We start from the raw sequence: 14,064 nt of genomic DNA, 5'->3' as shown, positions 1-14,064 counted from the left end.
GCCTATGTCGAACGGGATCTTGYGGTAATCCCCCCGTTTTTAACGGGGCTCCGCAGTAGAATTCACGCGGCCATTTTCAGTTTCTGTGCGGGTGTTATGCCGCCGATGCCCATATTGGGCCGTTCGTTGTTGTAGGTCCATAGCCACTGTGTGGCGAATTCCTGCGCCTCCTCGATGCTTTCAATGATGTATTGGTCGAGCCATTCGTGTCGGACGGTGCGGTTGTAGCGCTCGACATAGGCATTTTGTTGCGGCTTTCCGGGCTGGATGTGGCTCAAGGCAATTCCTTGCGTTTCGGCCCATTCCATCAGTTTGCCACTGACGTACTCGGGCCCATTGTCCACACGAATGGCGAACGGTTTACCGCGCCATTCGATGATCTGGTTCAGACTGCGGATGACGCGTTCAGCAGGCAGCGAAAAATCCACCTCGATGCCCAACCCTTCGCGGTTGAAGTCGTCCAGAACATTCAGCAGCCGGAATTGCCTGCCGTCTTCCAAACGATCTGCCATGAAGTCCATGGACCAAACCAGGTTCGGAGCCTCAGGCACAGTCAAGGCATCGGGCTTGTCCCGCTTCAAACGCTTGCGTGGCTTGATCCTGAGGTTCAACTCCATCTCGCGGTAGATGCGGTATACGCGCTYGTGGTTCCASCGATGTCCCCGGACATTCCGCAGATAAAGAAAACACAGGCCGAAGCCCCAGGTCTTCTTTGCCCGCGTCAGTCCGATCAGAAGATCGGCGATCTGCTCGTTCTCGTCGTTCAGCTTGGCGCTGTAACGATAGCAGGTCTCGCTGACCGCGAAGGTGCGGCAGGCAAGCGCAATGCTCACCCCGCGCGATGCCACTGCTTTCCCGGCCATCTCTCGGCGTTGAGACGGCCGTGTTATTTTTTTCCCAAAGCTTCCTTCAGCAGTTCTGCCTGCATGCTCATCTCGGCATACATCTTCTTCAGCCGACGGTTCTCATCCGCCAGAGCCTTCATCTGGCTGATCATCGACGCGTCCATGCCGCCGTATTTGGATCGCCATTTGTAAAAGGACGCCGTGCTCATTCCATGTTCCCGGCAAAGCTCGGGGACTGGGACGCCCCCTTCCGCCTGGCGAAGGATGGCAAGGATTTGAGGTTCGCTAAATCTGCTCGTCTTCATCAAAATCTCCTCGATCATAAAGCCCGAGAAAATTCTACTTTTGAAGCCCGTTAATTTGCGGGGGGATTACCNGGTTCGCTAAATCTGCTCGTCTTCATCAAAATCTCCTCGATCATAAAGCCCGAGAAAATTCTACTTTTGAAGCCCGTTAATTTGCGGGGGGATTACCAATGGAACAGAGAAAACTAGGGCGCTTGGACTTTAGCATTAATTTTGTGTCCTTGCTAAAGTTGACAAAGTTAAATATTTTATTTTCTCACCCCGAGCTTTGCTTGGTACGCTCGGTGAAACGACCCTGCAAAAAATCATTGTAAGTACTGGCTATGCCTTCTGGTAGGCCAATACTCGGAGCCCAACCGAGACTACGGAGTTTTGCGCTCGACATAAGTTTACTTGGCGTACCATCCGGTTTTGATAAATCGTGTTCAATTCCGCCTTCGAAGCCCACGATTCTGCAGATAAGCTTCGTCAATTCCAAAATCGTCAGTTCCGAGCCGAAACCTATATTGACATGCTGCTCACCCGAATAATTCTTCATCAGATGAAGACAGGCGTCGGCGCAGTCGTCTACATGGAGAAACTCCCTACGAGGAGCCCCGCTTCCCCATATCGTAATATTTTCCAAGCCTTTGAGCTTGGCATCGTGGGCTTTGCGAATCAGTGCCGGCATAACGTGGCTTGATTTCAGGTCGAAATTGTCGCCTGGTCCGTAGAGATTGGTGGGCATGGCGGCGATGAAATCTCGGCCGTGCTGCCTGCGGTACGCCTGACACAATTTTATCCCGGCAATTTTAGCAATTGCGTACCATTCGTTGGTCTCTTCAAGAGCGCCAGTCAAAAGTGCATCTTCAACTATTGGTTGATCGGAAAATTTGGGATAGATGCATGACGATCCGAGAAACAACAACTTCTCAACGCCGACGCGATGCGCCGCATTTATGAGGTTCATCTCCAAAGCCAGATTGTCGTAAAGAAAATCGGCCGGATATTCAGAGTTGGCAAGTATCCCGCCGACCTTCGCGGCAGCTACAAAGACCGCGTCGGGTTGCATTTCCGACATCCAATTTTCAACCTGATCCTGCCGCCTCAGATCTACCTGCGCGCGATCGACCGTTAGAATGTCGCAATCCTCAGCTTCAAGGCGCCGTACGATAGCAGAACCCACCATTCCACGGTGTCCTGCAACATAAACCCTCTTCCCACGCAGCGAGTAGTTGACATCATGCATGGCCAGAACTCTTGATTGCGCCGAATGCGGGAGCATCACGGGACATTACCTTCAGGTCCTCAGCAACCATCTCATCGACCAACTGATCGAGCGTTGTTGCATGTTTCCACCCAAGTTTCTCACGCGCTTTCGTCGGATCTCCAATGAGAAGATCAACCTCCGTCGGCCTAAAGTAGCGAGGATCGACTTCTACCAATAGCTGTTGTGACTTCCTGTCAAAGCCCTTCTCGTCAACACCTTCACCACGCCATTCAATTTCAGTCCCCACCTTCGCGAAAGCTTTCTCGACAAAGCTCCGGACAGTATTCGTCTCGCCAGTAGCAAGAACGAAATCGCCAGGCTGATTTTGCTGCAGCATGAGCCACATTCCATGTACGTAGTCGCGCGCATGTCCCCAGTCGCGCTTTGCGTCAAGATTCCCAAGATATAGCCGCTTCTGCAGGCCGAGATGTATAGCTGCCACTGCCCTGGTGATTTTTCGGGTAACAAAGGTCTCACCGCGAATAGGGCTCTCGTGATTGAAGAGGATACCATTAGAGGCATGCATCCCATACGCCTCGCGGTAATTTACCACTATCCAATACGCGTATAGCTTTGCCACTGCGTAGGGGGAACGAGGATAAAAGGGCGTTGTCTCGCTTTGTGGAACTTCTTGCACCTTGCCATAAAGTTCCGACGTTGAAGCTTGGTAGAAGCGCGTTTTGTCCGTAAGACCCAGAAGCCGAATGGCTTCCAAGAGGCGCAGTGTGCCAGTGCCATCCGCGTTTGCGGTGTACTCAGGTGTTTCAAAAGAGACCTGAACATGAGATTGAGCAGCGAGGTTATACACCTCGTCGGGTTGCGTTTCCTGCACAACACGGATCAAATTTGTGGAATCCGTCATGTCCCCAAAATGAAGCACGAACCTCGGATCCTCGACATGAGGGTCCTCGTAAAGATGTTCAATTCGATTGGTATTAAAAGACGAAGAGCGCCGCTTGATGCCATGCACAGTGTAGCCTTTGGCCAGAAGAAGTTCTGCAAGATATGCACCGTCCTGACCGGTAATTCCGGTGACAAGCGCGACCTTGCCGTTGTTCTTTGGTTTATCGCCCATCTCAAGCCTCACGAATTCTCACTCAGTCACCTGCCCGGTATGTCGAACAAGTACTCATTTCAAATACCGGTTCCCGTTCCAGGAATATAGGTTGGCTCGTCGCTGATATCACACACGGCAGTTAAATTCGGCGAGCAGAACGGACCTTCTAGCAGCATCACAGATGCCGCCGCGGTCGCATTCGCGGACCCGGCACAGATTCTAAAAGTCACCGCTCGCCTCTACACCAATAACAGCGCTGAATCAAAGGACACAATCCGCGGAAACTGACGGCCCTCTTACGGAAGGGCGCTAGCTCGCCCCGAACTTGGCGAGCCCCGCCTCCACAGCCTTTTCAGCACATAGCCAGTCCCATTCCGTATCAATATCAAGATTTTCGACATCGCTGTCACTGACTACTGGAACCGCATTATGCGGAAAAAATGTTCTCTCGGCTCGCAATTGCATTGCCGAAATGATGTAAAGTGCACCGCTGATCTCGTAGACTTGTGGCAAATCCTGCGAGCGCTGCAACAGGCCCTTGCCGTCCGCATAAGGCATCAGCTTGCCTTCTTGTATCCTAAAGCACCAGGCAGGATGGGTCGCCGCAGGTGAAACGCCAACCACCGGTCTTTCACCGAGATCACGGAAAAGTCGCAAGCCTTCACAAACCGTCGACAATTGGCGGAAAGGCGATGTGGGCTGGAGAAGGACGACAGCCTCAACCGGGCCACGCTCCGATTCATAGAAATCGAGCGCGTGCAGCGCCACCTCAAGCGAGGTTGCTGTGTCTGTTGACAAATGCTGCGGACGCAGCCACGGGACCCATGCACCCGCCTCGGTCGCAATCGAAGCTATGTCCGGATCATCAGTCGACACCAAGACATCGGCTGACAAGCCGACGCGCTTTGCCAGGTCAATCGTCCAAGATATGAGCGGCTGGCCACCGAGCTCGCGAATGTTCTTTCCAGGAACGCGTTTAGAGCCGCCTCGGGCTGGGATCAAAAAAAGAAGGCTCATTTCGACAGAAACTCTTCAAGTATCCTCAGGCCCGTCACTCCGCTCTTTTCCGGATGAAACTGACATCCGAACACGTTATCGCGCTGGACTACGGCTGTGACCGGCAAATTGGCGGCAATGCCGTCAGCGATACGATCGGCCGCCGAAGTAGGATTGGCCATGAAGGAATGGACGAAATAGACCGGCGATCCAGTGGGTATCCGCCGCAGCAAGCTGTTGCCCCAAGAATTTCGTCCCGCTGCCGGCACCAATTCGTTCCAGCCAATATGCGGCACCTTACGCAATACGCCTGCGTCTCCCTCGGATGGTATCAGCGAGACATTCCCCGGGATAAAGCCAAGACCAGAGGTTACTTCAAACTCGTCGCTCGACTCAAACAACATTTGCATACCCAAGCATATGCCAAGCAGCAGATTACCTTTGGCCACCGATTGCCGCAATGCATCGTCCAGTCCAAGCTGGGACAGTTCACGCATGGCCTTCGGAAAAGCACCGACGCCAGGAAGCAAGATCCTACCCGCCGTTGCGACAACGTCCGGATCAGCTGTGATCCTCGCGACTGCACCGGAATGTTCCAGCGCGCGCGCGACGCTGCGGATGTTGCCAGCGCCGTAGTTGACCACCACAACCTCATTCGCTGGCATGTTTTCTCACCTTTATGCCGACGCGATCGGCGCTCGCTCTGATGTCATCCAGGTGCAAGCGCCCGTAGTGCAGAACATCGGCCATGGCGACACCATCCGCTCTTGCGTCCCTTACGGCAGAAACCAGATGATCGATACTGCCCATACCACCGCTTGCAATAACGGGAATGTTCACCGCCTGCGTCACCTTCGCAGTCAATTCGATATCATACCCCTTGCGGGTACCCTCGCGGTCGATCGACGTCAGCAATATCTCGCCTGCTCCGAGCTCGACGCCGCGCTGCGCCCATTCAACAACATCAAGATAGGTTCTTTCGCGACCGTTGTCCGTATACGCCTTCCAGCTTCCGTCAGGCTGCCGCTTGGCTTCGATCGACAACACCATGCATTGCGAGCCGAAGCGCTCGGAAACGCGAGTGATCAATTCAGGCGCATTGACCGCCGCGGTATTGATCGCAACTTTGTCGGCACCGCTATCAAGCAGTTCCTGGACGTCGTCCACAGTACGGATGCCTCCCCCGACCGTGACCGGAATGAACACGTCCTCCGTGGTCTTCCGGACAATGTCGACGAGATTGCTGCGGCCATAGAGGCTTGCGACGATATCCATGTAGATGATCTCGTCAGCGCCCTGGTCATAGTATTTTTTCGCGAACTTGCCAGGGTCTCCCACGACGCGAAGCCCTTCAAGGTGCACACCCTTGATAAGGTTCGGCCCCTTGACGTCGAGCCGGGCTATCAAACGAACATTGGTCATGGCAACACTTTCCCAGGGCTGTCTCACTCTCCCCAGATCGGTTTGCGCAACCGCCAATCATTGCCTTCCTTCGTCCAGATATGATCAGCTCGCCATGAATCGATTACTTCGTGGAAATCGTCCTCGTTGATGTCGCAGTATTCGAGGAATTCCTTGTAGTGTCTGCTCGGGAATTCGTGGTCGTAGCGCTTGACCAGCGCGATGCCCTCTTCCCGCGTGATCTTGCCGTCGCGAATCTCGTGCGCCGTGTCAGACGTGGCGCGGCCGATGCCGAATTTGATAACCGCAAGGTAGTAGTGGAAGCCGTCGATCTTGTCGTCGAGGCTTGCATACTTCGAGTAGGTTCCTTCCGATCGCTCGGTGTTCGGCGTGAAGCCCGTATGCTCGAGGCAGTAGTAGTAGTTCTCCTGCGGGTCCCAGAACTTGTAGTAACCGAAGAAGTGGATCTCGGTCTCGTTCTTCTTGATGTCGTCGTATCTCGGCGCCATGAACTGATAAAGATCGGCGAGGGATACGCCGTGCTCGGCCCAGAATTGCGGCGGGAGACCCGAGAAATAGTGCTTGTCGTGGTCGGCGATATCGCGCGTCGGCTTGAACGCGTTTTTCATATCGCCGCCGTATTCGACTTCGCCATTCTCACCATACATGATGAGCTGGACATTGTGCTTCACGGCCATGTGGAGCGGGTAGTTCGTCTGGCCATAGATGAATGGCTGGAAAGGATCGCCAAGATGCTTGAACGACAGGCTGGTCAGCTTACGGGTGACAACAGGATTTGGCGTTCCCAGGATGTGGTTAAAGCCGGATGCGATGAAGGCATCGAGGTTCTGGCGGCCGATTGCTGTCGGGTTCAGAGGCGCCCATGTTACGGCAAGCGGATTCATCCCGTACTTGTACTTGAGCTGATGCGCAACGAAGCTGCCATCCTTGCCACCGCTGCAGGGAACGATGACGTCGTACTCACCATTGTTCTTGCGATGTCGGTCACAAAGGGCAGCGAGTTCCTTGTCGCGCTCTTCCCAATTAATTCCGTGTCGTTTGAAATTCGCATAGTTGCAGGCGGAGCAAACACCCTTCTCGTCGAAGGTGATGCGTGGGCGCTGATTTGAGACGGTGCAGTTGGCGCAGAACTTAATATCGGACGGTAGGTTGTATTGTTTCTGCACGTCTCTCTTCATGTTTCTTCAATGCCTTTTTATCGAGCTGTTCGCAGACGCCAGGTCGGCAGGTCTCCCGACGTCCAGCCAAGGCTCGTGCATTGGATAAGCTACCGTACGGATCGACTGCGACTGTAATCTTTCAAATAAAGTCGGCATATCACACTGCTCGCCCAATACAAGACTTTCAATTACTGCGGGATTAAAGGCGTAAACGCCCGCATTGATGTGATTCCGGGTAACCGGTTTCTCCGCAAAGCCAACAATATTGATTCCGTCCGTGTGTACGACGCCAAATGGGTGCTGCCATTCATAGAGTCGCACGGCCATTGTTCCCGCGGCCTGATGCTTTACATGAAATTCAAGTACTTCTCCGTACCTTATATCGCTTATTACATCACCGTTCGTAACTATAAATGGCTCAGTGGGGCGCGGATCGATCAGCGATAAAGCGCCTGCGGTGCCGAGCGGCTGGTCTTCCCGGAGGTAGGCGATGTTTACACCCCATGCTGCGCCATCGCCAAAGTAGTCCACGATCATGTTGCCGAGGTGATGGATCGACACCAGAAAGTTGCGAAAACCTTCCGATTTGGCCCGCTCGATGATATGCTCCATCATCGGCTTGCCCGCGATTTCAACCATGGGCTTTGGGCAGTTCTCCGTATGCGGCATCAGCCGCGTACCTCTGCCCCCCGCCATGATGACCATGAGGTTTGACCGCTCGGCAGGCGCTGTAATCTCGTCCCAAAGATGGATCCCGACGACCCTTTGTGCCTTGTCAACAATCGGGATCTGCTGGACCTTGTTCAGGTTCATCAGCTGCAGCACGGTCTCGCGGCCAAGCTCAGGCGGAACGACGAAAGCGTCGCGATGTACGATGTTCGAGATCGAACTGTCCATCGTCAGACCGCGGAGCAAGCCGCGCCTTATATCGCCGTCCGAGACGGTACCTTCTAGCTGCCCGTCTTCGTTGACCACCAGCACGATCTTGATCGCAACCGCGTCCAGGTTCTGGATCGCGTCCTTGATGGTCGCGTCAAGCTTCAGGGACGCTTTGCGCCAGATTTGAGAATCACTCATTCGACCGCGCTCCCAGTCCAATCCAGATCGTAAAACTGCTTCCGGATCAGTGCGGAAAGATCGCAGCTTTCGATAATATTCGCTATGGCGCCGCTCGCGCCGCCGGAACCATAGGGGTTCACATTGTTCTCGAGTTTCTTGCGGTAGTCCGCGTCATAGGTTGCCGCGATTGCCCGTAGAATATCGTCCCGCCTTGGCTCGCAATCGATGACGCTTGCGGCCCGGATACGACCCTTTTGACGCTCGCCGATATTGACCGTCGGTTTTTTGAGGCTCGGCACCTCGATGATACCGCTCGACGAATTACCGACGACGACATCGACGGCGGCCACCAGCGATAGGTAGCGCAGTTGCCCGAGAGACGTGTAGGCACGCGCGTTGGAATGCTCGGCGGCGAAGGCCTCGATCATCGACGTGACCTTCCTGCCTTCCGTATCAGCATTTGGCAGGGTGAAGACGATGTTGGTGTCCTCAAGGCTGCCAAGAGCATCAAGAAGCTCTTTCGTGTGCCGCTCCGCGAGGCCCGGCAGCAAGGTTTCGGGGTGAAACGTCACCAGCAGATTGCGGTTCCCCAACCGGAAGTCGAGGCTCTCCTCCAGTTCAGGCAGGCTCATCAGAGTCATTTGCATGAGGCTGTCGATGCCGAGCGCACCGACGAGATGGACACGCGCGGGGTCTTCTCCGAGCTGAATGACCCGACGACGATATTCCTCGGCGGCAACAAAGTGCAGATGGGACATCTTGGTGATCGCGTGGCGGATGGCGTCGTCGAATGCGCCTTCCGTCTTTTCACCACCGTGCAGATGGGCGATCGGCTTGTGTGCGATCATCGCCGCCGTAGCGGCTCCGAGAATTTCGTACCGGTCCCCCAACAATACGACCAAGTCGGGATCGAGATCCTGCAGGGCGTCGGCGAAGCCTATAACGCCGAGACCTATCGACTTTGTCACCCCAACGCTGGTGTCGGAACTTAGGAGCATCTCGACCTTGCGGTCGATGTGAAAGCCGGCAGCTTCGATCTCGCGATAGGTCAGACCAAATTCGGGCGACAGATGAGCGCCCGTCGCAACGACCTGCAGGGTCATGACCGGCGATTGCTGAATGGCTTGCATCAACAAGCGCAACAGTCCGAATTCGGCGCGCGAGCCCGTTATGACGCAGATTTTTTTCACAGTTCGATCAACTCGTCTGGTGCGAATTCACGTTTGGCCACGCGACCGACGACCTCGTCCCATCGCATGGGAGAAATCCCCGTGCCCGGCCGCTTGGCTGCGATATTGTCGGCGTCGAACAGGTCGCCCTGCCTGATGGTCTTTTGAGCGACGATCGAGCGCCGCGCAATCGGGATATTCTTCCGTTCGCTCGTTGTGGGGCGCTTGATACCGTCACCCAGCGCCTGTTCGATATTCCGGATCGCGGAAATCATGGCCTTCAACTGTGCGGGCTCGAGGCTCGCTGCGTGGTCAGGGCCCGGCATCGTCCGGTCAAGAGTAAAGTGCTTCTCGATGACGGTTGCGCCGAGAGCGACAGCCGCCACAGATACCTCGATACCGTTCGTATGGTCGGAATAACCGATCTTTACGCCAAACGCCTTCCCGATATTCGCCATGGCCAACAGGTTCACGTCGGAATAGGGCGTCGGGTACTCGGTATTGCAATGGAGCACGGTGATCTCGCTGCGGGAGGTTCCAGCGGCTTCGACGGCATCGATTGCAGCCTCGATATCGCCAAGCGAACACATTCCAGTCGACATCAGGATTTCAAGACCAAGCGAACCTACATGCCGCAGGTAGGGAAGATTCGTCATCTCGCCAGAGGGTATCTTGATGACACGTTGTCCCAGACCGAGAAGGTAATCGATGTTCTCGATATCGAATCCGGTGCTGAAAAAGCCAATGCCACATTCGGCACAATACGACGCCAGCTCCTCGTGCATCGCCGGCGACAGTTCCAATTGGCGCAGCATCGCGATCTGCGACGACGAACCGTCTCCGCCAGCCATCTGATACTCGGCCTTGGGCGCGGTGGCCGTAACAATCTTGTTGGCTGTGAAGGTCTGGAACTTGATCAGATCAGCGCCCGCTTCCGCCGCTGCTTCGACAAGCCTACGGGCGATCCCGACATCGCCGTTGTGGTTTACGCCGGCCTCCGCAATGACGAGCGTGTGCTGTCCTTTTGTCATTGGTCGCCTCTCATTAGCGTGCCATCCGGCACGTCGTTTTTCACCACGGCTCCGGCCGCGATGACGCAGCCCGAGCCAATCTTGACGCCGTTATGAACGACAGCCCCGCTCCCGACGAAGGTTCCGTTGCCGATATGGCAACTCCCGTTGACGAGTGCACCGGTGGATATATGGGAATGATCGCCGACGACGGCATCATGCTCGATGAGAGCCCTGCTGTTGACGATGCAGTTCCGCCCGATGAAGGCGCGGGCGTTGACGATCCCGCCGTGGAATACGACCGTCCCCTCACCCATACCAGCATGTTTCGAAACATAGGCATGCGGGGAAACGATACTGGGCAATACAGCGTCGACCGATTTCAGAAGCGAATAGAGGCGGATTCTTGCCTCGGCACTTTTGATCTGCCCAACCGTGACGAGCGCGTTGCGCTCACGCTCCAGAAGGGACGCCAGCATGGCGTCATCACCGAGAAGCGGATATCCAAGCAGATCCGCGACTGCGGCAGGCTGCCGATCCACGACGCCGCGGATAGTGTAGCGCGCGTCAGCCTCTATGACGTCGATGCAGGATCTGCAATGCCCTCCGCCGCCGACAAGAAGCAAACCACTCACACAAGTCCCGCTCCACTCGGAATGTTGATCAGCGTCTTTTCGAGCTTTTCGGCTACATCGAGCGGCGCGCGAGGGCAGGCCTCGAACTGCTGCAGACCATGCATTAGTTTCCAGACCGGGCGGGTCATATAGCCTGCGGCGTTCGTCTGCTCGAGGATGCCGTCGCGCAGTTGCAGATCCACTTTCTTCAGCTTCAAAGCCTGAAGCCAGTAATTGCTCAGGCAGTTCTCCGGCTCATGAACGAGTTCGACGCCATCCAGCCGCGCGAAGACCTGCCGGTACTTCTCGTGCAGCGCACGCTTGGCCTTGAGGAAGCCTGGCAATTGCTCCAGCTGGGCGCATCCAAGGGCAGCATTCAGGTTTGGCAGACGATAGTTGAAGCCAACCTCATCATGGACATATTCCCATTTGTGAGGACGCTTGGCAGTCGTCGTGATGAACTTGGCGCGTCGAGCCAATTGCTCGTCGTTGGTCAGAATTGCTCCACCGCCACCGGTCGTGAGCGTCTTGTTGCCATTGAAGCTCAAGGTGCCGATCAGACCGAAGGTGCCGGTATGGCGACCGTGATAGTAGCTGCCGAGAGACTCCGCGGCATCTTCGACAATCTGCAACGAGTGTTTGCGCGCAACGCGCAACAGGCCATCCATATCGCAGGGATGCCCAAACGTATGCATGGGAACGACCGCGCGAATGACCCTGCCGGTGTCGCGGTTCACGCACAACCCACGCACCTGCTCGGTCTTGAAGGAAAGCCAGCTGTCGAGCGCTTCGGGATCGATCCCGAGCGTGTCATCGCTGCTGTCAACGAAATGGGGAACGGCGCCGCAATAGCTGACGGCATTGGCGGTTGCAGCAAAGGTTAGAGCCGGCACGAGAACCTCGTCGTCTCGCTCGACCCCTGCAAGTAGAAGCGCAACGTGAAGGGCCGCCGTGCCGTTCACAACGGCAACTGCGTGCGCGCTACCGGTGAAGGCGGCAAGGTCCCGCTCGAAACGATCGACATAAGCGCCGACCGACGACACGAACGTGGAATCGAGGCAATCCTTCAGGTACACCCATTCATTGCCGGCGAAGACGGGGGCGTGAAGATCGGCCTTGACCGGGCCAAGCACCTCCTCAATCGCTCCGACGATAGCGGTGCCCAGATCAGCACGCAGCGAAGGCTTTTCGACATCATCGATCATAGATTGTAGATATCCGGTTTATATCCGCTCAAATTCTCGGGCCGAGCGAGCCATGCTGCCGTTTCTTCAATACCACGTCTGAAACCATCCCGGCCACCGTAAAGCGGCGCCCAGTCGAAAAGGCCGCGCATCTTCGAGTTGTCCGCCCAAAGCCGCTCGACTTCAGACCTGTCCGGCCTGATCCTGGCCTCGTCGGTCAGAATTTCAATCTTGGCGTTCATCGCCTCGGCGATGAGTTCGGCGGTTTCGCCGATCGATATCTCGAAGTTGCTGCCAAAGTTTATGACCTCGCCCAGCCCCTTGCTGGAATTCAAGACAGCAAGGAATGCCGACACCGTGTCTGCGACGAAACTGAAATCACGCGTCGGCGAGATCGAGCCGAGCTTGATCTGGCACTTGCCGGCGGCGATCTGCGAGATGATGGTCGGAATCACCGCACGAGCCGATTGACGCGGCCCATAGGTGTTAAAGGGCCGTGCGACGACAACCGGCGTGCCAAAGGCCGCATGGAACGACAGCGCGAGCTGGTCCGCGCCGATCTTGGTGGCGGAATACGGGGACTGTCCCTGCAACGGGTGATCCTCGGTGATCGGGACAAAGCGGGCGGTCCCGTACACCTCGCTGGTAGACGTGTGAATGACGCGGCCGACCTCGAGTTCGCGCGCTGCCTGCAACACGTTCAACGTCCCGGTGATATTCGTTTCCACGTAGGACTGCGGAGAATGATAGGAGTATGGGATCGCGATCAGCGCGGCAAGATGAAGAACCGCGTCACAGCCCTTCATCGCGGTCTTCACGCCATGTGGGTCGCGGACATCTCCGGTAAAGATATCGAGGCTCTTGCGGATCTCGGGCTCGCTTGAGTCCAGCCAGCCCCACGAGCCGAAGGAATTGTAGAGAACGAACGCGCGCACGTCGTGGCCGGCTCGGACGAGAGCTTCCGTCAAATGAGAACCGATGAAGCCATCAGCACCCGTTACCAAGATCTTCATAGACTGAGTTCCTCAAGAATCGATTCCAGCTGCTGCAGGCTCTCGAGATAACGCAGCGTGTGCCCAGGTGCCGCCATATCAAAGTGCTTCTTCGCCAGACCTGTTTCTTCCGCCGAAAGCGACGGCAGCATTTCGATGATACTGAACGCTCGATTGCCATATCTGAGCAATCCTGTCGAGGACGCGCCGATAACGAGCGCATAATCGTCGTCGAGAAGTTCAGATGGCATCTCCGGATCGATGGACGGAGCCGCCTCGCTGGCAAAGCCCAACCTGAAATAGGGATTCGGATGATCCTTCACATCGCATCGGAAGCCGTATTTTGCTGCGCTTTCCACTATACCACTGAAAACGGCGATCTGATCTTCGTCCGGTGAAAGAGCTTTTCCAGTCAATAACAGGATGGTGCGTGACCGCAGAGGCACATCCTCCGCCTCTATGGCCGATGGTGCCTCTCCAGCATAACCTACCGGGTGGCTCACAACCGAGCGCGGATAAGCTTTCAGCGACAGGCTGTATTCGCCGGGATTGTCTCCGACTGGCGGCGAGTAGTAGAGCACGAAGAAGCGATCGAGGCGACATATTCTAAGCAATGTCAAAAGCTTGGATTTCGGCGCTGCCGAAATGTCCATAGGGATCGAGCCGAGCATAGAGACCTGAGGGAAGTGATCCCCCTTCGGGCGAAGGAGCAGGATCAAGAGATCCAACACGGGCATGCAGCACTCGTGGAAAATGACGAGCCTTCGACCGAGAAACCTGCATTTTGCGACCAGGAGCGCAAAGTAGAGCGATTGGCGAACGAAGCCCGGCGGCGTTGTCTCGATTTCCATCTCGCGACCGATCTTGCGGGCGAGATAGCCATAGGAGCGATTCAGGTTGGCTGACGTTGCGACGATCCGATCGACGCCCAGCGCTTCCGCGCGCGCCGCCAGAAAAGCGATTGGAAGCGTGGACGCAACGATGGAGACAGATCTGGTCATG

At 55.9% G+C, this 14,064-nt stretch carries 14 protein-coding genes; all 14 read right to left on the bottom strand.

All coding sequences use genetic code 11. The annotated features are described in order from the left end of the window. Window positions 1-62 precede the first annotated feature (62 nt). The 14 genes from ASE04_RS24450 to ASE04_RS24380 all read right to left on the bottom strand — a co-directional run bounded on the left by ASE04_RS24450 (window position 63) and on the right by ASE04_RS24380 (window position 13,799). Window positions 63-1,150, bottom strand: a protein-coding gene (locus ASE04_RS24450; RefSeq protein ID WP_156408881.1) for an IS3 family transposase whose coding sequence is annotated in 2 segments (ribosomal slippage) — window positions 63-889 and window positions 889-1,150 — 1,089 coding nt in all. Because the reading frame shifts where the segments join, the coding sequence is not laid out codon by codon here. Window positions 1,151-1,406: 256 nt separating this feature from the next. Beyond that, window positions 1,407-2,378 carry a GDP-L-fucose synthase gene (gene fcl / locus ASE04_RS24440; protein ID WP_056824012.1) on the bottom strand — a complete coding sequence of 324 codons (972 nt, stop codon included), beginning with the start codon at window positions 2,376-2,378 and terminating at the stop codon, window positions 1,407-1,409. Then, on the bottom strand, window positions 2,371-3,474 hold the full coding sequence (gene gmd, locus ASE04_RS24435; RefSeq protein ID WP_056824010.1) for a GDP-mannose 4,6-dehydratase: 1,104 nt from the start codon (window positions 3,472-3,474) through the stop codon (window positions 2,371-2,373). Before gmd ends, fcl begins: the two co-directional genes overlap by 8 nt. 291 nt (window positions 3,475-3,765) lie before the next feature. Further along, on the bottom strand, window positions 3,766-4,473 hold the full coding sequence (locus ASE04_RS24430; protein ID WP_056824006.1) for an acylneuraminate cytidylyltransferase family protein: 708 nt from the start codon (window positions 4,471-4,473) through the stop codon (window positions 3,766-3,768). After that, window positions 4,470-5,117 carry an imidazole glycerol phosphate synthase subunit HisH gene (gene hisH, locus ASE04_RS24425; RefSeq protein WP_056824001.1) on the bottom strand — a complete coding sequence of 216 codons (648 nt, stop codon included), beginning with the start codon at window positions 5,115-5,117 and terminating at the stop codon, window positions 4,470-4,472. Before hisH ends, ASE04_RS24430 begins: the two co-directional genes overlap by 4 nt. Continuing rightward, window positions 5,104-5,874, bottom strand: a complete 771-nt coding sequence (gene hisF / locus ASE04_RS24420) for an imidazole glycerol phosphate synthase subunit HisF (protein ID WP_056823998.1) — start codon at window positions 5,872-5,874, stop codon at window positions 5,104-5,106. The genes hisH and hisF overlap by 14 nt, the downstream gene beginning before the upstream one ends. Before the next feature lie 23 nt (window positions 5,875-5,897). Further along, the gene (locus ASE04_RS24415; RefSeq protein WP_200960769.1) at window positions 5,898-7,040 is read right to left on the bottom strand and encodes an N-acetyl sugar amidotransferase; all 1,143 of its coding nucleotides are present in this window, start codon (window positions 7,038-7,040) and stop codon (window positions 5,898-5,900) included. An 18-nt stretch (window positions 7,041-7,058) separates the two neighbouring features. After that, complete coding sequence (locus ASE04_RS24410; protein WP_056823991.1) at window positions 7,059-8,111, bottom strand: nucleotidyltransferase family protein; 1,053 nt, start codon at window positions 8,109-8,111, stop codon at window positions 7,059-7,061. Continuing rightward, a complete protein-coding gene (gene neuC / locus ASE04_RS24405) occupies window positions 8,108-9,283 on the bottom strand; it encodes a UDP-N-acetylglucosamine 2-epimerase (RefSeq protein ID WP_056823988.1) in 1,176 nt (391 codons plus the stop codon). The genes ASE04_RS24410 and neuC overlap by 4 nt, the downstream gene beginning before the upstream one ends. Beyond that, on the bottom strand, window positions 9,280-10,293 hold the full coding sequence (gene neuB / locus ASE04_RS24400) for an N-acetylneuraminate synthase (RefSeq protein WP_056823985.1): 1,014 nt from the start codon (window positions 10,291-10,293) through the stop codon (window positions 9,280-9,282). Before neuB ends, neuC begins: the two co-directional genes overlap by 4 nt. Continuing rightward, entirely contained in the window at window positions 10,290-10,907 is a 618-nt protein-coding gene (locus tag ASE04_RS24395; RefSeq protein WP_056823981.1) for an acetyltransferase, read from the bottom strand. Before ASE04_RS24395 ends, neuB begins: the two co-directional genes overlap by 4 nt. Continuing rightward, window positions 10,904-12,091: a LegC family aminotransferase gene (locus tag ASE04_RS24390; protein WP_056823978.1), complete on the bottom strand. Its 1,188-nt coding sequence runs from the start codon at window positions 12,089-12,091 to the stop codon at window positions 10,904-10,906. The genes ASE04_RS24395 and ASE04_RS24390 overlap by 4 nt, the downstream gene beginning before the upstream one ends. Further along, window positions 12,088-13,083 (bottom strand): NAD-dependent 4,6-dehydratase LegB, encoded by a 996-nt coding sequence (locus ASE04_RS24385; protein ID WP_056823976.1) that lies wholly within the window; start codon window positions 13,081-13,083, stop codon window positions 12,088-12,090. Before ASE04_RS24385 ends, ASE04_RS24390 begins: the two co-directional genes overlap by 4 nt. Beyond that, window positions 13,080-13,799, bottom strand: a complete 720-nt coding sequence (locus ASE04_RS24380) for a hypothetical protein (RefSeq protein ID WP_156408880.1) — start codon at window positions 13,797-13,799, stop codon at window positions 13,080-13,082. The genes ASE04_RS24385 and ASE04_RS24380 overlap by 4 nt, the downstream gene beginning before the upstream one ends. Window positions 13,800-14,064 lie beyond the last annotated feature (265 nt).

Origin of the sequence: Rhizobium sp. Root708, from assembly GCF_001429725.1 — a bacterium.
Lineage (GTDB): Bacteria > Pseudomonadota > Alphaproteobacteria > Rhizobiales > Rhizobiaceae > Rhizobium.
Note: the sequence above shows the minus strand (reverse complement) of the source record. Positions and strands in the feature narration are given on the sequence as shown.

Excerpts from the sequence above, each read along its gene's own strand:
- fcl (WP_056824012.1), bottom strand. The coding sequence starts at position 2,378 with ATGCATGATGTCAACTACTCGCTGCGTGGGAAGAGGGTTTATGTTGCA.
- gmd (WP_056824010.1), bottom strand. The coding sequence starts at position 3,474 with ATGGGCGATAAACCAAAGAACAACGGCAAGGTCGCGCTTGTCACCGGA.
- ASE04_RS24430 (WP_056824006.1), bottom strand. The coding sequence starts at position 4,473 with ATGAGCCTTCTTTTTTTGATCCCAGCCCGAGGCGGCTCTAAACGCGTT.
- hisH (WP_056824001.1), bottom strand. The coding sequence starts at position 5,117 with ATGCCAGCGAATGAGGTTGTGGTGGTCAACTACGGCGCTGGCAACATC.
- hisF (WP_056823998.1), bottom strand. The coding sequence starts at position 5,874 with ATGACCAATGTTCGTTTGATAGCCCGGCTCGACGTCAAGGGGCCGAAC.
- ASE04_RS24410 (WP_056823991.1), bottom strand. The coding sequence starts at position 8,111 with ATGAGTGATTCTCAAATCTGGCGCAAAGCGTCCCTGAAGCTTGACGCG.
- neuB (WP_056823985.1), bottom strand. The coding sequence starts at position 10,293 with ATGACAAAAGGACAGCACACGCTCGTCATTGCGGAGGCCGGCGTAAAC.
- ASE04_RS24390 (WP_056823978.1), bottom strand. The coding sequence starts at position 12,091 with ATGATCGATGATGTCGAAAAGCCTTCGCTGCGTGCTGATCTGGGCACC.
- ASE04_RS24385 (WP_056823976.1), bottom strand. The coding sequence starts at position 13,083 with ATGAAGATCTTGGTAACGGGTGCTGATGGCTTCATCGGTTCTCATTTG.
- ASE04_RS24380 (WP_156408880.1), bottom strand. The coding sequence starts at position 13,799 with ATGCCCGTGTTGGATCTCTTGATCCTGCTCCTTCGCCCGAAGGGGGAT.